Source organism: Nocardia sp. NPDC024068 (assembly GCF_040638875.1).
GTDB lineage: Bacteria > Actinomycetota > Actinomycetes > Mycobacteriales > Mycobacteriaceae > Nocardia.
This window is the reverse complement of the sequence record NZ_JBEZYU010000075.1, coordinates 1-19,394: the sequence shown is the minus strand read 5'-3', so window position 1 is coordinate 19,394 and position 19,394 is coordinate 1. Positions and strand designations below refer to the sequence as shown.

The window sequence follows — 19,394 nt, the reverse complement described above, 5'->3', positions numbered from 1 at the left end:
CCTAACCTTGGCGGGTAAGGCCACCTCCCCCACCTTCGCGGGCAAGGTCACCTCCTAACCTTGGCGGGTAAGGCCACCTCCCCCACCTTCGCGGGCAAGGTCACCTCCTAACCTTGGCGGGTAAGGCCACCTCCCCCACCTTCGCGGGTAAGGCCACCTCCCCCACCTTCGCGGGTAAGGCCACCTCCCCCACCTTCACAAGCAGGCCTGCTCAACCACCTGAGTAGGTTCCGCGATCATGTAAGTGCTCGAAGGCCGCACCCCATGGTTGGTGCGCCCACACCTCAACCACGCACCACCAGCGTGAACGGGCCGATATCGGTCGTGGTGAACCGGGGGTCGTCGAACAACCGGCCCGGGAAATTGACCGTGTAGCGGCGGACGTTCGGGTCGTTCGGGTAGACATCGGCGGCCAACCGCAGCGTGTAGTCGTCACCGCTGCGGCGGAACAGAAAGGCGTCCGGTGCCCGCCACTGCGCCGAGTCCAGCGCCGTGATCAGCGCGTCCGGCGTCTCCAGTTCGCTCCACTGCTCGATCGCGGCGGAGCGCTGCGCGTAATCGGCCAGAGGGTTGGCGTAATGCGAGGTCAGGCCTTGGAAACCGAAGTACGGGTAGTAGGCGAGGAACGTGGTGTCGCCGGTGAGCAGCACCGTCCCCGCGGGTTCACGCCCCGTCTGCTCACGCAACGCCTCGTCGATGTGGTGGTAGTGGCGCACCGCGGACGGGTCGCGCTGGTCGGCGCGTTCACCGTTGCCGTCGGTATCCGTGTAGGCGGTGGTGATCTCCGGCGCCAGCACGTGCGGGATGTCCTGGCAGTAGGCCAGCGCACCGACCGTCGCCACCACGATCGCCACCCACCGGAAACGCGCGGGCTCGTTCAGCGCCTGGTACACCGCGCGGGCGCCCTCGACGAACCCGAACCCGCCGGCCGCGGCCAGCAGCACCAGCAGGACCGGTTCCAGCCGGAACGACAGCAGGGTGGTGCCCGCGACGGTCGCCAGCATGGACAGCAGTGACCACAGGTAGACCGCCAGCACACCGATGCCGAGGGCCTGCGCCCGCCGCGAGGAACTCGCCCGCAGCACCAGCCAGATCACCCCGACCAGGCACAGCGCGCCGAGCAGCGAGAAATGCGCCATCGGCAGCGGCAGCTCGGAACCGGCTTCGGGCAGATAGTGGAAGGCGCCGCCGGACTGGAACCGCGGACTGTCCAGCATGCGCAGCAGGAACGGCAGGAACACCGGCAGCGCTACCAGCGCGGCGACCACGCCCATCACGATCAGGCGCAGCAGCGGCGCGCCGATGGCCCGTCCGATACCGCCGACCGGTTGCTCTGCTGTCCCGGTCCGGACCGCGATCCGGCGGCGGGGGCGGGCGGCGTACCGGGCCCGGACTCCCAGCCCGGCCGCCACGACTGCCATGAGCACAACGGTGAACACCGCGAACGCGAAGTACAGGGTGTAGAAGGTGGCGGCCAGGCCCAGGAAAAGGCCGGTCCCGAGCACCGCGGCCCAGCCACCCGCCGTGGGCGCCGCGTCGGCGGCGACCACCGACCCGCCGGTCTCCCGCGCGGAAGCGGGTTCCGTGCCCGGCTGAGCGTGGCCTTCTGCGGCTTCCGATCCGGCGGGCCTCGTCACCGGGTCGTCGTCGGCGTCCGGCGCGGACCCCGGCTTTCCCACTGCCCCGGCCGCCCCGCGCTCCCGTCCGCCGAGTTCGGCCGGCCGGTACAGCGCGCCCCAGGCCAGGACCAGAACCGGCGGGATCAGGATGGCGATCACCGCGCCGTACGCCTCGGGCGCCGCGTAGGTGACCGCGACGGCGGTGATCGCACCGGTGACCCCGACCGCCCAGTCCGCCCGGATCAGCCGCGACCACAGCACCAGCGATATCACCGCGGCCACCGCGATCGATCCGATCGCGTACGGCTTGAAGACTTCCCAGCCGTCCACGCCGAGCACGTTCGCGACCCGGCCGCCCATCCAGAACCAGCCGGCCGGATAGAACGGCGGGAGGTCGGCGTAGGTCATATCCCGCAGCGCGGCGCTGTCGGTGAGCCTGGTCAGGTACTCGGTGCGGAATTCCTGATCCACCGAGATCCCGAACAGATACAGCTTGGTCGCCGCCAGCGGCATCCCCAGGGTCACCGTGACGAACGCCGAGACCCCGGCCCAGGACAGCACTCTGGCCCATCCGCGCGCCCGCCGCAGCCGCAGCAGCGCGATCGAGACGGCCACCAGCACCAGGGCACCGACCTGACCCACCGTGGTCAGCGCGCGCACCACATTGGAGGAGTTGAAGGCCGGCCACTCCACCAGCGAGAAGGCGGTCAGCCCCACCGCGACCACCACCACGGCGACCACCGTGGCAAGTACCGCCTCGCCGATTCCGGCTCCGACCTGACGCACCAACCGCGCGCCGCGACTCGTCGTCATCGGCGTACTTACCTCCGGCTCCGATCCACCTACTGGGCGTCGGTCAGCCTAGTGCAGGCCGTCGGGCGCGGACGCATGCGCGCGACGGCACCGCGCGCAGAACCCGCTACCGGTCCGGGTCGAACGGGCCTTCGTGCACATTGAGTTGCCGAACCTCGACCGCAAGCCTGGAAGCGGTGACGAAATCGGTGTCGTCGTGCACGATTGTCAGGCCGTGATGCGCAGCAGTTGCGCATACTTGCAGGTCAACGGCTGACAGACAGCGATGGTTACCGCTTTCGGCGGCGTAGTACTGCACCTTTCCGATCCACTGTCCAGCACCCTTGGGGACCCCGATATCCCGATAGAGGGTGTCGAACATGCGGCAGAAGTCCGAGTACTCCTTCAGGTTGCGCGCCGAGATGAGAAATTCGCTGCGCTGCGGATAGCACGAGCGGACCTGACCATCCGCGAGCGTTTCGCGCCAGCGATCCAGAACTGCCCGGTCCCGGAGGATGCGCCAGAGCGCCGACGAATCCACCAGGTATCCGGTCACTCGGCGGCTCCACGCTTCTCCGCTGCGTGTGCCGCTTCGGCGCCCTCGATATCCCAGTCACGTGCGAGCTCGAAGTAGTAGTCGACCGCAGCAGCTCGGTTCATGCGCTGGTTGTACTGACGAAGCGCCTCGGCCACCGCTGCTGTTTTGGTTTTGTGCCCGCCCAGCTTCTTCGCGGTTTCGAGTTCTTCGTCGTCGATCTCGATATGAGTTAGCGACACCACGACCCCCTGTACATTATTTACAAATCTGGACAATCAGATTGTACATAGGATCGCGGTGTCGTCACCTGCCGTCAGTCGATCAGAAGACCCTGAGCATTCCTGGATCCCACAACCCGTTACGGGTCGCGGTCCCGGTCTGCAATTGCGCGGGCACCGAGTCGTAGTACTGGTCGTAGCGTTCCAGCGTGCCCCAGTCCCGGCCCCAGTCGTTCTTCAGATAGGTCGGGATCGTGGTGGATTTCGCCAGCATCTGGGAGAACCCGAGCGGCCCGCCGAACTCCTGGGCCTGCCAGGTGTTGGTGGAACTCACGGCCAGCGGCCGGTCCGGCAGCACCCGGAACTTCGGCACCTCGGCCACCCCGTTCTCGTGCCGGAACGGACGCTGGCACGGGAACTGCAGCCCCACCGCCCAGTCGAGCAGGATCGGCTGCTCCGAACCGAGGTAGTCGTTGGCGGTCTCCAGCTTCGGCAGCCGGGGCGGGGTGAAGGCCAGCCACTGGTCGCCGATGAGGATCGGATCGTTGGCGACGATCCGGACCACGTCGGCTTCGGGGGCGATCTCGTCCAGCGGAACCCGCAGATTGCGCCAGGAGGGGAACGGCCCGATATCGCGCGGGAGATAGGTTCCCAGCGGGGTCACCGAACCGTCCGGCTGCCGCTTGCCGTAGTCGACGGTGAGCGACTGGCCGTACTGCATGGCACCGGTGTCGTCGTAGGACAGGATGCGGCCGGCCGCGGTGATCACCAGCAGCGGATGGTCCGGCGACCGCTGCGGCAGCTCGTACCAGCTCGAGGTCACATGGGCCGGCTGCTGCACGCCGTCCTGGTAGCTGCCCAAGATGGGCGTGGTGGCCGGATCGAGGCCGAACGGCAGCGCGACGGTGCTGCCGTTCACACCGAGTGTGCCCTGACCGCCGCCGGTACCGGCGTTCTGACCTTCGGCGAAGGCCGCGCCCACGGTCTGGTTGGAGGTGTTGCCGGTACCCGGTTTCACCTCGACGGCGTCGGCGGACAGGTCGTCGGGCACGCCGTTGGGGTCGAAGCCCACCGGATCGATACCGGCCATCGGATCGCCGGGATTGGTGGGCGGATTCGCCGGGTCGATGATCGCGTTCAACCGGCCGGCGTTCGCGTTCACCTCCACCAGCACATCGTTGGCCAGGCCGCAGGTCTGCCCGCTGAGGGCGTCGATATTGCCGCGCCCCAGCGAATACGCCGGATACTGCGAGTACGCGCCCTTGGCCAGCGACAGCACCTCGAACAGCACCATCGCCGCGGCCACCAGGGTCAGCGGGATGGCGGCGAACTTGCGGACCCGGCGCCCCCGCGCGGTACGGGTGGTGTTCGGCGGTTTGGCGTAACCCTCACGCAGCACATGCCAGGCGACCAGCAGCAGCGCGAGCCCGAACAGGATGAGCGCGCCGGTGTTGGAGGAGAAACCGGCCAGCGACGCACGTTTGTCGAACCACGGAACGCCGTAGCTGGACACATACCAGTACCCGTTGATCCCGGAGAACGCGAGCGCCAGGGTGAACATCAGGCCCGCCAGGAAGATGGCCCGGTTCTTGCGCGCCCGCAACGCCGAGGCCGAAACCGCCACCGCGGTCACCGCGGCCAGCGAACCCGCGATACCGGCGTAGGCGCCGAAGTGGTGGGTCCACTTGGTCGGATTGAACATCATGAAGAAGATCGTCCCGAACACCACGCCCATCAGCCGCCAGGTCGGACCGGCCGCGATACCGGGGACCCGGCGCCGGCGCAGCAGCACCAGCATGGTGGTGAACAGGCACAGCAGCATGGCGAGGAACGCGAACCGGCGCGACAGCGAACCGTCCACGGTCTCGACGAACAGGTAGTAGTAGCGCAGGTAGTCCTCGTACCAGGCCAGGTTGGGCCCGGCCAGCTGCCGAACCCGGTTCGCCTCCTGGATACCGGCGAAGGTCTGGTCGCTGTAGACCACCGTGAGGACCAGGAACCCGGCCGCGGCCAGCGGTGCCAGCAGCGCCACCGTCCCGTGTTCGCGATGACGTTTCACGATGATGCGGGTGATCGGCCGGATACCGGCCAGCAGCGCCGCCACACACATCAGGCCGGTGGGCGCGGCGGCCAGTGTGAACGCCGCGATCAGCACCGCCATGGCGGCGGGAAGCAGTCGCGCGGTCGCGATGGCGCGTTCGATGGAGACCCAGGTGAGCAGCGCGCCGAGCGCCACGATCGGCTCCGAACGCAGGCCGTTGTCGTAGGGCAGCCAGAACGCCAGGAACACCAGGCCGCCGGTCCACAGCGGCACACTGCCGAACCAGGCCCGGGCGCGGGCGCCGCGCAGGCCGTTGCCCAGCCGCGGCACCACCTCACGGCTGATCACCATCCAGCAGAGGATGCCGCAGGCCAGCGCGGGCAACCGGACCCACGGGCTCGCGGTGGAGACCTCCGAGAACAGCTGGATCACGTAGTAGTACCAGCCGAACGGGGCCTCCGGGACGCCGTACCAGCGGAAATAGTTGGCCATATAGCCCGCGTCCGGGGCGACCCGGACCATGCTCAGGATATAGCCGTCGTCGGAGGTGTTGGCGCCCAGGAAATGCCAGATCACCAGGGTGCCGATCACGCCACCGTCGGCGAAGGTGGGTTTGAGCCAGTGCGCGGGCAGGAACCGCCGGTGCCCGCGGCCGTCGCTGGTGTCCAGCCGGGCCAGCGCGACCAGCGACAGCACAGTGCACAGCACCGCCGCGATGATCGCGGCGAGTTTGATCCAGGTCGGGCTGGAGGTGAACCGGGTGTCGATGGTGGATTCCAGGTTCAGTCCGGCCGGGATTCCGCCGGTCATATCCGTGAACACGCCCACCATCTGCGGACGCAGATCGCCGACGAGCTGCCCGGCGTTGGGTGTCCCGGCCGCGGTGACCAGGCCCTCGAACGCGGCGCTGGTGCGCTCGTTATCGGAGTTGATGGTGATCGCGGTGCAGTTCGCCATCTCCGCCCGGTCGGCGGTCGCCACCACCGCGTTGCGGTCCACCACATCGACCGAGGTCTCCGAGACGCGCACGAACAAGGCTTCGAGTGAGGCCCGGTCGCCCTGCGGCGGCGCGGTGGACAGCAGCATGCCGCCCTGCGGGGGCAGCTGGTTCACCGCCGAACAGGGAATGGTCGCGGTGAGGTCGAGCGGCACCTGCGACATCAGCGGCGCCTGCACATTGGCCAGGGTGTCGTTCTGCGGCCAGCTCAGCGTCGCGGTGGTCTGGGTGACCGGGAGAAACGGCGTGGCGATCGCGAACAACGCGCCGAGTACGCCGGTGATGATCGCGACGAGGCGCGCGACCCGGAAATCCTTCGGCGCGACCTCGGTCTCCGGCTCCGGTGGCGTCTTCGTCAATACTGCGGTGGCGACTTCTGGCACGCTGGCATGCTACTTGGGCATCCGGCCCGGGGCCGGATGGTGCCCCCGGCGAGTACCCACTACGTCGGAAAACACTCCCGGCGAACGGGGCATAAAAACCGGCAGAACGGGGTAAAGAGGGGCGGCTGGCACAATCGGCCCGGAAACACCCCCTTATGCGTGGGGTATGGCGGCGCTAATGGAAAGGTAGGGGCATGACCAAGGTGAATCTCGACACGAACTACGGAACCATCGGCCTCGAGCTGGACGAGGCGAAGGCGCCGGACACCGTCCGCAATTTCGTCGAATACGTGAAGTCCGGGCATTACGACGGCACGATTTTCCACCGCGTGATCCCGGGTTTCATGGTTCAGGGCGGCGGCTTCGACCCGCAGATGCAGCAGAAGCCGACGCAGGCACCCATTCAGAACGAGGCCGCCAACGGCCTCAAGAACAACAAGTACACGGTCGCCATGGCCCGTACGAACGACCCGCATTCGGCGACCGCGCAGTTCTTCATCAACGTCGCGGACAACGATTTCCTCAACCACACCCAGCCGGCGGGTCAGGGCTGGGGATACGCCGTTTTCGGTGCGGTCACCGACGGCACCGATGTGGTCGACAAGATCGCCGCGGTATCCACGTCCTCGCAGGGCATGCACCAGGATGTCCCGGCGGAGAACGTGGTGATCGAATCCGCGACGATCACGGGCTGAAGTATCGGCCGATCCCGGCCGGTCCGGGCTCGATCGCGGGCGGAACCGGGTTCACGCGCCGGTTCGGGTTGTCGCGGTAGCCACCGGGACAACCCGAACCGAGCGCATCACAGCGGCAGCAGGTGGTGCTTACGCGGGTTGCGGATCACCGTCTTGTCGCGCAGTAGCTGCAAGGCGCGGCGCAACTCCAGCCGGGTCTGCGACGGCTCGATCACCGCGTCGATGAAACCGCGTTCGGCGGCCACCCACGGAGTGGCCATGGTGGCGTTGTAGAAGTCGATCATCTGCTGGCGGACGGCCGGCTTCTGATCCTCGGGCGCGGCCGCGATCTGCGCCGCCCCGATCAGGCTCACCGCGCTCTCCGCGCCCATCACCGCGATCCGGGCCGTCGGCCAGGCCAGGTTGACGTCGGCACCGAGTTGTTTGGAACCCATCACCGCGTAACCGCCGCCGTAGGATTTGCGGACCACTACCGTCACCTTCGGCACGGTGGCCTCCACATAGGCGAACAGGAACCGGCCGCCGCGTTTGATGACGCCGACCTTCTCCTGCTCGACCCCGGGCAGGAATCCCGGGGTGTCGACCACGAAGACCAGTGGAATCTCGTAGGCGTCGCAGAGCCGCACGAAATGCGAGGCCTTATCGGAGGCACGCGCGTCCAGCGCTCCGGCGTAGACCATCGGCTGGTTGGCCACCACGCCGACACTGCGGCCGTCGACCCGGGCGAACCCGGTGATGATGTTGCGGCCCGCTTCGGCGCCGTATTCGTGGAACGCGCCGTCGTCGAAGATCCGCAGCAGCACATCGTGCATGTCGTAGCCGGAATTGTCGGAATCCGGGACGAGGGCGTCCAGTTCCCGATCGGAATCGGTGATCTCCGGTTCCAGCCCAGGATTCACGATCGGGGGCTGCTCCTGGCAGCTGGTCGGCAGATACGAGAGGTATTCGCGGACCCATTCGAAGGCGGCCTGCTCGTCCTGGGCGACATGGTGGATATTGCCGTACTGCGCCTGGCTGTGGGCCCCGCCCAGTTCTTCCAGGCTGACGTCCTCGCCGGTGACCTCACGGATGACCTTCGGCCCGGTGACGAACATGTACGCCGCCTCGGTGGCGACCACGACATCGGTGTTGATCGGCGAATACACCGCGCCGCCCGCGCATTTGCCGAGAATCAGCGATACCGTCGGCACCATCCCGGACAGCAGTTCCTGCCGGGTCGCGAGTTCGGCGTACCAGGCCAGCGAGGACACCGCCTCCTGCACCCGGGCGCCACCGGAGTCGTTGATACCGATCAGCGGGCAGCCCACCTTGGCCGCGTACTCCATGATCCGGGCGACCTTGCGCCCGAACATCTCCCCGACCGAACCGCCGTACACGGTCTGATCGTGTGAGAACACCGCCACCGGCCGGCCGCCGACCAGACCGTGCCCGGTGACCACGCCGTCGCCGTACAGCGCGTCGGGATCGCCGGGCCGGCGGACCAGGGCGCCGAGCTCCACGAACGAACCCGGATCCAGCAGCATCTTGATCCGATCGCGGGCGCTGGGGATGCCCTTACGCGCGCGTTTCGCGACAGCGGACTCGCCCGCCGGTTCCTGCGCCAGCTCCAGTCGTTTACGCAGATCGGCGAGTTTCTCGGCAGTCGTGCTCACTTGCTCCCTTTCCCGGCCGCACTCGAGGTGATCTGCGCGAGTTTAGCGGTCAGGTCCGCACCGATTCGGCCGATCCTGGGCTCATCGATGATCTGCAGGTGGTCGCCGGGGATATGGATGATCTCCAGGTTCGGCAGGTATTCGTCCCAGCCACCGTTCGGGCGGCGCTCAGCGTAGCGGGGTTCGAGTTCGATCGCGCCGTCGTGGTAGCGGTCGGCCAGGTACAGCACCACATCGCCCTCGTAATTCGTGGGACTGACCTGCTGCAGGGCACGGTTCTCGATCCACGAGGTCTTCTGATGTTCGAGTACTCCACCCGGGATCTTGGCCCCGGTCATCTTGATCAGATCGCTGATCATCTGGAACTGCTGCTCATCGGTCGAGTCCGCCAGTTCGCGCAGCTGATCGTCATCGAGTTCGCCGTTGACGTTGAAGGTCCGCTTGGCGAAGGCCTGGTAACGCTGCATCCGCCGGAACCGCTCCTCGGAGCTGTTGTCCTCCGGTTCCGCCGGGATGGCCAGATCGATGAGGCCGACGAGCCGCACCTCCGCCCCTTCAGCGCGCAGCAGTTGCGCTACCGCCATCGCGAGCACGGCCCCCAGCGACCAGCCGTAGAGCACGTAGGGTCCGTCACCCTGCAGTTTGCGCAGTTCCGGAACGTACTCGCGCGCCCGCTCCTCGATCGAGCCCTCCGCCCGCTCCAGGCCGTACATCGGCGTGCCCTCGGGAAGCCGCTTCAGCAACGGTTCGTAGACCAGGGTGTTGCCACCCGCCGGATGGAAGACGAACACGGGCACTTCGTCCGACCCGTCGGAGCGTGGCCGCAGGGGGCGGACGTAGCCGTCCACGTCGGCACCACTGTCCTGCAGCGTGCGCACGATATCGGCGAGCTGTTCGATGGTCTCGCAGTCGAGGACGTCGTCCACGGTGATCTCCGCGCCCACCCGATCGGTGAGCCGGGCCGCCAGTTTCTCGGCGGTGTCCTCGTCCAGGATCGGCAGGGTGTTGAAGATCCCGCCGGCCGACGCGCCGGTGACGACCGCCCACGACGCGTAGGTCAGCCGTTCCGCCGCGTCACGTGGCGGAACGTTGTCGCTGTCCGACGACCCCGGCGCGCCGCCCCCGAAGATCGCCGTCTCGGCGGGCGCTGCCGCCTGCGGTGCGACCGCCGGTTCGGGAGTGGCCACCGGAGGCTCCGAGGCCGCCTCGGCACCTGTGGTCTTGTTGCCCTGGCTCAGGGCCGCGACCGGATCCTCCCCCGCCTCCATCGCGGCCTTGGCGGCCTCGACGAAGTCGTCGTCCACGTTCAGTGCCCCGGATTCACCGCTGGCCTGCTTATCGGCCATCTCCCGCACCTCGTCGCGATGCTCGATCGCGTAGCGCAGCACCTTGCCGACCTCGTGCAGGCTGGCGTCGCGTACCGCCGAAACCTGCAACTGCGGGATATCGAATTCGTATTCGACCCGGTTCTTGATCCGCATCGCCATCAGCGAATCCAGCCCGAGTTCCATGAGCGGAATCTCCATGGGCAGATCCTCGACCGCGTAACCCATCGATTCGGCGACGATGAGCGCCAGCCGTTCCTCGACCGACTGACCGCTGTCCGGATTCCACCGGTCACCGAAACCCACGGTGTCCACCGCGTCGGTCACCACGATCTCGGTGGCGGGCGCCGCGGTTCCGGCCGGCGCGGCCGGAACCGGCAGGGCCGCACCGGAGGTGACGACCGCGTCGAAGAGCAACCGGAACTGCCCTTCCGCGCGGGCATGCACCTGGATGGAAGCGCCGCCGGGATGCGGGGTGAGCGTGGTGGTGAGGGTGCCGGCGGCGGGCAGTGGGGCGTGCCCGATGCTCGCGCCGAGAGTCACATCGGCCAGCACCTGCGACGCCGCCGACCGGACCAGTGCGGGCAGGTCGTCGACCGACGCCGCCTGGATCTCCCAGACGTGGCGGCCGTCCGGCAGCGCGACCGAGACGCCCGGGACTCCGCCGCCGCCGGTGGAGAAAGCACTCACCTTGGGCCAGTACGGTTTACGGACGAACGCGGTACGCGGCACATCGGCGTACGGGCCGGCCGGCAGCAGCGAGGCCAGATCGACCGCGTGCCCGTGCACATAGAGCTGAGCCAGCGCCGCGATCACCGCGGCCGATTCGTCCTCTTTGCGCTTGAGCGTCGGAATCAGCTGCGCGTCGGGTAGCCCGGCGGCGAAGGTGGTGCCCAGAACCTGCATGAGCGCCACGGAATTCGGGGCCAGCTCCAGGAACGTGGTGATCCCGGAATCGACCGCCGCCCGCACCGCGTTGGTGAAGTACACGCTGTGGCGCATGTTCTTCACCCAGTAGCCCTCGGTATGCACCGGATCGTGACCGGGCGCGTAGTACTGCTCCTTGTCGACCGTGGAGTACAGGCCGACCTTCAGGGCCGTCGGTTCGATACCGGCGAGTTCGGCGGCCAGTTCACCCAGCAGCGGATCCATCTGCGAGGTGTGGCCGGCGCCCTTGGTCTGCAGGACCCGGGCGAATTTCCCGGCTTCCTCGACCCGCGCGACGATCGCCGCGACCTGCTCCACCGGACCGCCGATGACGGTATTGGTCGGCGCCGCGTACACGGCTACCTCGATATCGGGATACTCCGGCAGCATGGCGGCGACGTCCTCGGCGCTCAGTTCCACCAGGGCCATATTCCGGACATCGTCGTCGGTGAGCATCTCCTCGCCCTCCCGCATGAGGCGGGAACGCGCGCAGATCACTCGGACGGCATCCTCCAGCGGCAGCCCACCGCTGATGTACGCGCCGGCCACCTCACCCTGGGAATGGCCGACGACCGCGGTGGGTTCGGCGCCGTGCGCCCGCAGCAGCGCGGCCAGACCCAGCTGGATGGTGAAGGTCCCGACCTGAGAAGTGCCGATATCCCAATCCTGGGCGTCGTCGAGCATCATCTCGCGCACCGAGTAGCCGGCCTCGTCCTGGACGAGTTCGTCCACCTCGTCGACGGTGCGCCGGAAGATCGAATTCTCGAGGTAGAGCTGTTTACCCATCTTGCGGTGCTGGGCGCCGAACCCGGCCATCACCCACATGGGTCCCTGGGCGGCCGGGGCGTCGGCGGTGAACACGCCCTGTCCCGGTTTGCCCGCGGCGATGGCCCGCAGGCCCGCGATCGCTTCGGTGTGGTCCTTCGCGAGCACCACACCCCGGGAACGCCAATGGCTGCGTTTGGCCAGCGCGCGGGCCACATCGGCGAGCGGGGTCCGCTGTCCCGCTTCGGTTTCCAGCCAGTCGGCCAGATCGGCGGCGGCGCGGCGGCGCCGGGAGGGCAGATAGGCGGAGACGGCCAGGATCACCGGAAGCGGTTCGGCGCGGTCGGTGGACCATTCGATTTCGGGCGCGACGTCCGACGCCACGGCCTCGGCCTCGGCGACGACATCGGCGCCCACCACATCCAGCGCCTCGTCGTCCGCGGCGGGTGCGGGCGCCGCGGTCACCGCGGCGGGTTTGTACTCCTGCACCACCACGTGGGCGTTGGTACCGCCGAACCCGAAACCGGAGATACCGACGGTGGCGGTACCGCTGTAGCGCGGGAACGGTGTCGGCTCGTCGACGACCTTCAACCGGGCCTGTTCGAACGGGATGTACGGATTGGGCCCGGCGTAGTTGATATTGGCGGGCAGCACATCGTGCCGGAAGGCCATGATCACCTTGGCCAGGCTCGCCGCGCCCGCGCCGGACTCCAGATGCCCGAAATTGGTCTTCGCCGAGCCGAGCAGCGCCGGGGCGTCGGCGGCGCGGCCCGCGCCGACCACCTGCCCGAGCGCCTGCGCCTCGATCGGATCGCCGACCAGGGTGCCGGTGCCGTGGGCCTCGATGTAGTCGACGGTCGAGGGCACGATCCCGGCGTCACGGTACGCGCGCCGCAGCACATCGGCCTGGGCGTCGGGGTTCGGGGCGATCAGACCGTTGGACCGGCCGTCGCTGTTGACCGCCGAACCCTTGACCACGGCCAGGATGTCGTCGCCGTCGCGTTCGGCATCGGCGAGACGTTTGAGCACCACCAGACCGGCGCCCTCGGAACGGACCATCCCGTCGGCGTCGGCGGAGAAGGCCTTGATGCGGCCGTCCTTGGCGACCGCGCCGTTCTTGTCGAACCCGAGGGTGGTCATCGGGATGAGCAGCATGTTCACGCCGCCCGCCAGCGCGACATCGGCATCGCCGGCGCGCAGGGCCTGCACGGCCTGATGCATCGCGACCAGCGTCGAGGAGCACGCGGTATCGACCGCGACCGACGGTCCGCGGAAATCGAAGAAGTAGGACACGCGGTTGGCGATGATGCTGCTCGCGCTACCCATGATCTTGTACGCCTCGGCCGAGGCCGGAACGTTCGGATCGGACTCCCCGAGGCTCATCGCGGCGATCAGCTGGAAATCACTGGTCGAGGTACCGATGTAGACACCCACCGATTCCCCGCGCAGATCGCTGGCCGGGATCCGGGCGTGCTCGAGCGCCTCCCAGGTGAGCTCCATCATCAGCCGCTGCTGCGGATCGATCCGCTCGACCTCGATCGGCGACATCGCGAAGAACTCGGCGTCGAAATCGGTGACGACATTCTGATCCAGGTAGCCGCCGCGGGTGTTGCCCTCGGCGACGGCCTGCGCCACCTGCGGGTTCTCCAGGAATTCCGACCAGCGCCCCGCCGGCCGCTCCCGGATGGCGTCGCCGCCGTTGATCAGGAATTCCCAGGTGGACTCGGGGGTGTCACCGGCACCCGGCAACCGGGTCGACAGACCCACGATGGCGATATCGTGCGCGTCACCCGGGGCGTATCCAGCCGTGTAGAAGGCGTCGTCGGCGGCCTCGAGGACCAGCTCCGGGGGGCCGTTGACGATGACATCGGCCAGTGAGGCGATGGTCGGATGCTGGTAGACCACGGTCGCGTTCAGCACGACACCGGTGAGTTCCTCGATCTCCCCGCCGAGCGCGAGCGCGTCCCGGGAGGCGAGCCCGAACTCCTCCATCGGCCGGTCGACCGTGATCTGCTCGACCTGCTGTCCGGTGGCCTCGGCGACCCAGCGCCGCAACCACTCCCGCAGCTCGGCAACCGATATATCGGGGTTCGAGCCCCCCGCATCGGCCGCGGGCACCCCGGCGGCGCCGTCTCCCGCCGCGGCGGAAAGGTTCTCGGTCGTCTCCGGCGACGTGCCCTCGTTATCAGCCATCAGTCCTCAAACTACCTGTCTGTACGCGGTGCGGCGCACCAGCCCGCGCCTCGCGGGGATGGATGGGCGGCGAGGCCGCGACCCGGACTCGGGCGCGGACCTACTCCTCAGGTGCATCGGGGAAAGCCTGCTGGGTGTAACCACCGCGCAGAGTGCCCTCGACATAGGCGGACCTGCAGGCCCGGCGGGCGATCTTGCCGCTGGAGGTACGCGGAATCGAACCCGCGGGCACCAGCAGCAGGTCACGCACGGTCACACCGTGGCGCTGGGAGATCGCCGCGCGCACCGCGTCGGCGATCGGCAGCGGATCGGCCTTGCCCGCGCCCGGACCCCGCTCGGCCACCACGACCAGTTGCTCGGACGCGTCGTCTGCGTCGAACTTCAGCCCCGAGTGGCTACCCTGGGCGAACACCTCGGCCGGCAGCTGGTTGGCCGGGACCGAAAAGGCCGCCACGAACCCGGGGCGCAGCGCGGTGCTCGCCTCCTGCGCGGAGAACTCCAGGTCCTGCGGATAGTGGTTACGGCCGTCGACGATCACCAGATCCTTCACCCGGCCGGTGATGTAGAGCTCGCCGTCGAAGTAGACGCCGTAGTCGCCGGTGCGCATCCAGTTCGACTCGGGTGTGGTGCCCTCGGCGTGGCTGCCCTCGGCGAGCGGAGTGACCACCTTGTTCCGGAAGGTCGCCTCGGTCTCGTCGTCCCGGCCCCAGTACCCGATGCCCATATTGTTGCCGTGCAGCCAGATCTCACCGACGTGGCCGTCGGGCTGCTCGCGCGCCTCGCCGTCGATCGTTTCCGGATCGACGATCACGGCCCACTGCGACTTCGCGATATAACCGCAGCTCACCTGGGCTATCGCATTATCGCTGCCCTGGTCGACCCGCACCATCCGCCCGGCATTGAGCTCGTCGCGGTCCACATAGGTGACCTTGGCCTCGTCCTCGGCCTTGGTCGCCGAGACGAACAGAGTGGCTTCGGCCATGCCGTAGCACGGTTTGATCGCCGTCTTCGGCAACCCGTACGGGGCGAACGCCTCGTTGAACTTCTTCATCGACGAGGTGGTCACCGGCTCGCTGCCGTTGATCAGGCCGATCACATTCGACAGATCCAGCGCTTCGCCGTTCTTCGGCAGCCCGCGCACCGCGGCGTGCTCGAACGCGAAGTTCGGCGCGGCGGCGAAGGTCCCGGCGCCGTCGGAGGCGGCGGCCAGTTCCTTGATCCAGCGGTAGGGGCGGCGCACGAACGAGGCCGGCGACATGATGGTGATGAATTTGCCGCCCACGGCGGGCAGGATCACCGTCAGCAGGCCCATATCGTGGAACAGCGGCAGCCAGGTGACGCCGCGCGAGTTCCAGTCGAGATTGATGGCGTCGACCATCTGCAGCAGGTTCGTGCCGACCGCCCGGTGGGTGATCTCCACACCGGCCGGGGTCCGGGTGGAACCCGACGTGTACTGCAGATAGGCGATCTCGTCCACGGTGATGTCGGGGCGTACCCAGCTGTCACCCAGGGTGTCGGGGATCGCGTCGACGGCGATGATGCGCGGGCGCTGCGCCGCCGGTAGTGAACGGAAGAACTGGCGCACCCCGGCCGCCGACGAACTGGCGGTGAGAATGGCCGACGGTGTGCAGTCGCCGAGCACGGCGTGGAGCCGATCGGTATGCCCCGGCTCGTCCGGATCGAACAGCGGAACCGCGATGGTGCCCGCGTAGATCGCGGCGAAGAACGAGATCACGTAGTCGAGCCCCTGCGGCGCGAGCACCGCCACCCGATCACCGGGGGTGGTGACCTGCTGGAGTCGACCGGCCACCGCGCGCAGCCGGACCCCGAACTCTTGCCACGTCAGCTCATGCACCTCGCCATCGCGCTCACGCGAGTAATCGATGTAGCGGTACGCCAGCGTGTTCGCGTCGTTGCGGGTGTGCTTCTCGACGTGGTCGACCAGGGTGCGATCTTCGGGAATGGTGATGTTCCCGTTCTCGTCCAGGTAGTCGTCGAAAGTCTCGTCCATTCCTTCTCCTCCGAGGCGCACGTGGCAACGGCACGTCAGCCGTTATTTACTGTGTGGCCCCGACTCGCTTTCGCCGCGGAAGCTCTCCATCCGAGAACCGTCCCTGCGGGTTTTGGGGTGCGGTCTGCGCGGTGACCGCTATCGGCTAGATGTTCTCAAACCAGAGACATGTTACAGAGATGAGCTTCTCACTCCTCCCGGAGCAAGGGAATCACCGGTGCGAACGCATCCATCTGGGTCGGGAATATGCCGACATAGGACATACCCGTGAGCTTGCGCACCCGTCGCATCTGGTCGGCGATCTCCTCGAAGGTGCCGATCGCCACATACGGCGAATCCAGGATCTCCTCGACAGAGAGCTCGACGTCGACCTCCAGATCGGGATGCAGCCCGCGGTCGAGCGCCGTCAGCGCCATCTCCGCGGTTTTCTCCCGGTCGTCGGTGATGACGATGGCGGTGATCGCCCAGTTCAGCTCGATCTGATCGAACCGATCACCGGCGGCCTCCCGGATGAGCTCGACCTTCTCGATCGTCTTCTCCAGCGTGATACCGGACAGCAGGCCCTTACCGTTGGCGGTGGTGACCGGCACGATCGAGACGATATCGGCGTGCTTGGCGGCCAGTTTCAGCATCCGCGGGCCACCGCCGCCGGTACACAGCGGCGGCCGTGGTCCCTGCCGCGGGCGTGGGGTCCCCTTGACACCGTGTACCTGGTAGTACTTGCCCTCGAAGGTGCACTCCTGCCCTCGCAGCAGCACATCGAGAATCGTCAGCGTCTCGTCCAGTTTGGCCAGGCGGACGCCGGGACGGTCGTAGTCCAGGCCCGCGGCCTCGAATTCGTCGGCCTTCCACCCGGCGCCGATCCCCACCTCGAGCCGGCCCTTCGACAGCACATCGATGGTTGCCAGATCCTTGGCCAGCACCACCGGATGCCGGAAGCCGTTGGCGAGAACCGACGTGCCGAGCCGAATCGTCGAGGTGGCCTGGGACAACGCACCCAGGGCCGCGATCGGGCCGATCTGGTCACCGAGATGGTCCGGCACCACGAACGTGTCGTAGCCGTATTCCTCGGCCTGCTGCGCCGTCTGGATGAACTTGCGGGCGCCGCCCTCCTGCTTGTTTCCCTCGCCCGCGGCCGCGAAACGGAACTTACGCAGCGGAGTGCCCAGCGCGCTCAACTCATCCACCGGTGCGGCGGCTTCTGTCATGAACTCATGCTCCTGGATATCGGAAGTCACTGCGCATCCCTGCCGGCGCAGGGCGCGGGATGCGCGATCACCAGCGCACTTTACAGCCTGCCGGACCGGAGGGAACACGCTGCGTGCGGTGAATTGTCACAAGGCGGCGCACCGGCGCGACCGCATGGGACAGTGCGGCCCGTATCCGTTCCGCTGTCACGAATGCGGCGGCGACGGCGCGCCCTCCACCAGGCCGATCGCCCAATTCGCCGCCCACTGGGTGGCGGTGGTTCCGTCCTGATCCACCACGAACCCGTGGTAGAGGGCGTGCACCGGGTTGCCCACCGCCTGGGTGAGCGTACCGAGGCTGCCGAAAATATTGGCCGGGCTCAGCGCGTTGCGCGGAGCGTCGCAGATCAGGTCGCCGGGAGCGCAGATGGTGTACACGCGGTCGGCGAGGTCGCCGAACCCCTCCGTACGCGGTCCGGTCATGGTGATCCCGGGCACGGTGAGCCCGTTCAACGCGACCTCCGCGCCCACCCCGGGGGGCGGGGTGCCGACCTGGATCGGCTGCCCGTCGCCCGACTCACCGGAACGGCGGCCGTCGGCGATGAGCGTCACACCCAGGACCTTGTTCTCGGGCACCGGGCCGTTGCCCTTGCCGATCTGCTCGGCGATATCGCCGACGATCACCGCGCCCTGCGAGAACCCGGCCAGCACGTAGGTGGTCAGCGGGCATTCCTGGTGCCGAGACGTCAGGAAATCGAACGTCTTCCGGGTGCCCTCGGTCCGGCTCACGTTGTAGGAGGCCTGACCGTCCGGCGGGATCGCCACCGGATTGGAGAACTGGGCGACATAGGGGACGGTATAGACGTCCACCCGCTGGTCCGGGAACTGTTCGCGCACCGGACCACTCACGTTCAACATGAGCGAAGCCGGGTTCGCCGACGGGTTGTAGGGGTCGTCCGCACTACTGGACTCCCAGGTGCCGGGCACCGAGATCATCTGCACGTCCGGGCAGCTCGCGGGCTGGCTCGTCGGCTCCTCCGGGCCCGGCCCCGGACCCGGCGGCTCCGGCTTGCGCAGACACCCGGCCAGCAGGTACCAGAGCAGCACCACGATGACCAGCCCGGCGACCATCAGCGCGAGCACCGTGAAGCAGCCGGACCGACGGGTCCGGGAACGTCCCCTACTCACCGCCTCACCCCTGGCAGTAACTCGACTTGGCGGTGTTGATATAGATCTGGCCCGCCTGCTCGACCGGCATCTTCGCCGGATCGAACGACGGATCCGATCCGGCCATCGCGGTCACGAAGGTCGCCATATCGGCATCCGAGGTCCCGGCGGCCACGCCCTGGCACACATAGTTCCCGATATCCAGCGCGTACTCCGGGATCGACGGGGTCACGCCCTGCTTGGCCAGCTCGTCGAGATACGTCTGCTCCGTCTCACTGAGCTGACCGGTATCGGCCTCCTGCGGCGGCACCGGTGCGGGACGCTCCGGCTCGGCGGGCGCTTCGGGCTGTTCCGGCGCGGCCTCGGGAGCGGGTGCCTCGGCCTCCGGAGCCGGCGCCTCGCTACCGGGCGCCGGGGCAGGAGCCGAACTCACCGACGACGCGGCGGCCGGAGTCGACAGCGTGGGGGTGCCGGTCGCGGTCGAATCGTCGTCGCCGCAGCCGGCGAGCAGGCCCACGGCGGCCACAGCCGCCACCACACCGAGCAACGTGCCTCGGGTCCGATACATACATTCCATCCTGTGCTCCGGCGCGCGAGAGCGCGCGGGTTCCCGGCCCCTGGATCGCGGGCCGCCGAACCATTGGGGTTGACCGTCAGGTTGCTTCCCGGCCCGGCGTGTTGCCGGACCGCGACCCCCGAGGGTAATGGTTTGTCTTTTTGCGCGCTGGCGGGCTGTGTCTTTTGGCGCGGCTTCGCCGCGCGGGGTTCGGCCCCCGAAGCGTCGCCTGTCAGCACGCGATACTCGCGGCTGCGCCGAGGAATCCAACTTCTTCTTCCGGCTCTCGGCCTACCAGGACAAACTCCTCGCCCTCTACGACGAGCAC

General features: G+C 67.9%; 11 protein-coding genes. 1 reads left to right on the top strand and 10 read right to left on the bottom strand.

Annotation, left to right across the window (positions count from 1 at the left end; all coding sequences use genetic code 11):
- Nucleotides 1-284: 284 nt before the first annotated feature.
- From AB0F41_RS29285 to AB0F41_RS29270, 4 genes are all read right to left on the bottom strand, one after another.
- Complete coding sequence (locus AB0F41_RS29285; RefSeq protein WP_357429404.1) at nucleotides 285-2,432, bottom strand: galactan 5-O-arabinofuranosyltransferase; 2,148 nt, start codon at nucleotides 2,430-2,432, stop codon at nucleotides 285-287.
- 106 nt (nucleotides 2,433-2,538) lie between these two features.
- Nucleotides 2,539-2,967 carry a PIN domain-containing protein gene (locus tag AB0F41_RS29280; RefSeq protein WP_357429402.1) on the bottom strand — a complete coding sequence of 143 codons (429 nt, stop codon included), beginning with the start codon at nucleotides 2,965-2,967 and terminating at the stop codon, nucleotides 2,539-2,541.
- Nucleotides 2,964-3,191: a type II toxin-antitoxin system VapB family antitoxin gene (locus AB0F41_RS29275; protein ID WP_357429400.1), complete on the bottom strand. Its 228-nt coding sequence runs from the start codon at nucleotides 3,189-3,191 to the stop codon at nucleotides 2,964-2,966. The genes AB0F41_RS29280 and AB0F41_RS29275 overlap by 4 nt, the downstream gene beginning before the upstream one ends.
- Before the next feature lie 79 nt (nucleotides 3,192-3,270).
- A complete protein-coding gene (locus tag AB0F41_RS29270) occupies nucleotides 3,271-6,564 on the bottom strand; it encodes an arabinosyltransferase domain-containing protein (protein ID WP_357429411.1) in 3,294 nt (1,097 codons plus the stop codon).
- A 218-nt stretch (nucleotides 6,565-6,782) separates the two neighbouring features.
- Here AB0F41_RS29270 and AB0F41_RS29265 point away from each other — a divergent pair, with 218 nt between their 5' ends.
- Nucleotides 6,783-7,283 (top strand): peptidylprolyl isomerase, encoded by a 501-nt coding sequence (locus tag AB0F41_RS29265; protein ID WP_357429398.1) that lies wholly within the window; start codon nucleotides 6,783-6,785, stop codon nucleotides 7,281-7,283.
- 107 nt (nucleotides 7,284-7,390) lie between these two features.
- On the opposite strand, the gene AB0F41_RS29260 is transcribed toward AB0F41_RS29265, so the two are convergent.
- The 6 genes from AB0F41_RS29260 to AB0F41_RS29235 all read right to left on the bottom strand — a co-directional run bounded on the left by AB0F41_RS29260 (nucleotide 7,391) and on the right by AB0F41_RS29235 (nucleotide 19,078).
- Nucleotides 7,391-8,935, bottom strand: a complete 1,545-nt coding sequence (locus tag AB0F41_RS29260; protein ID WP_357429396.1) for an acyl-CoA carboxylase subunit beta — start codon at nucleotides 8,933-8,935, stop codon at nucleotides 7,391-7,393.
- Entirely contained in the window at nucleotides 8,932-14,145 is a 5,214-nt protein-coding gene (pks13, locus tag AB0F41_RS29255) for a polyketide synthase Pks13 (RefSeq protein WP_357429394.1), read from the bottom strand. Before pks13 ends, AB0F41_RS29260 begins: the two co-directional genes overlap by 4 nt.
- A 100-nt stretch (nucleotides 14,146-14,245) precedes the next feature.
- Nucleotides 14,246-16,156 carry a long-chain-fatty-acid--AMP ligase FadD32 gene (gene fadD32, locus AB0F41_RS29250; protein ID WP_357429392.1) on the bottom strand — a complete coding sequence of 637 codons (1,911 nt, stop codon included), beginning with the start codon at nucleotides 16,154-16,156 and terminating at the stop codon, nucleotides 14,246-14,248.
- A 188-nt stretch (nucleotides 16,157-16,344) separates the two neighbouring features.
- On the bottom strand, nucleotides 16,345-17,364 hold the full coding sequence (locus tag AB0F41_RS29245; protein ID WP_357429409.1) for an LLM class F420-dependent oxidoreductase: 1,020 nt from the start codon (nucleotides 17,362-17,364) through the stop codon (nucleotides 16,345-16,347).
- A gap of 186 nt (nucleotides 17,365-17,550) precedes the next feature.
- Nucleotides 17,551-18,474, bottom strand: coding sequence for a cutinase family protein (locus AB0F41_RS29240; RefSeq protein ID WP_357429407.1), 924 nt, complete (start codon nucleotides 18,472-18,474; stop codon nucleotides 17,551-17,553).
- 61 nt (nucleotides 18,475-18,535) lie between these two features.
- Entirely contained in the window at nucleotides 18,536-19,078 is a 543-nt protein-coding gene (locus AB0F41_RS29235) for a DUF732 domain-containing protein (RefSeq protein WP_357429390.1), read from the bottom strand.
- Nucleotides 19,079-19,394 lie beyond the last annotated feature (316 nt).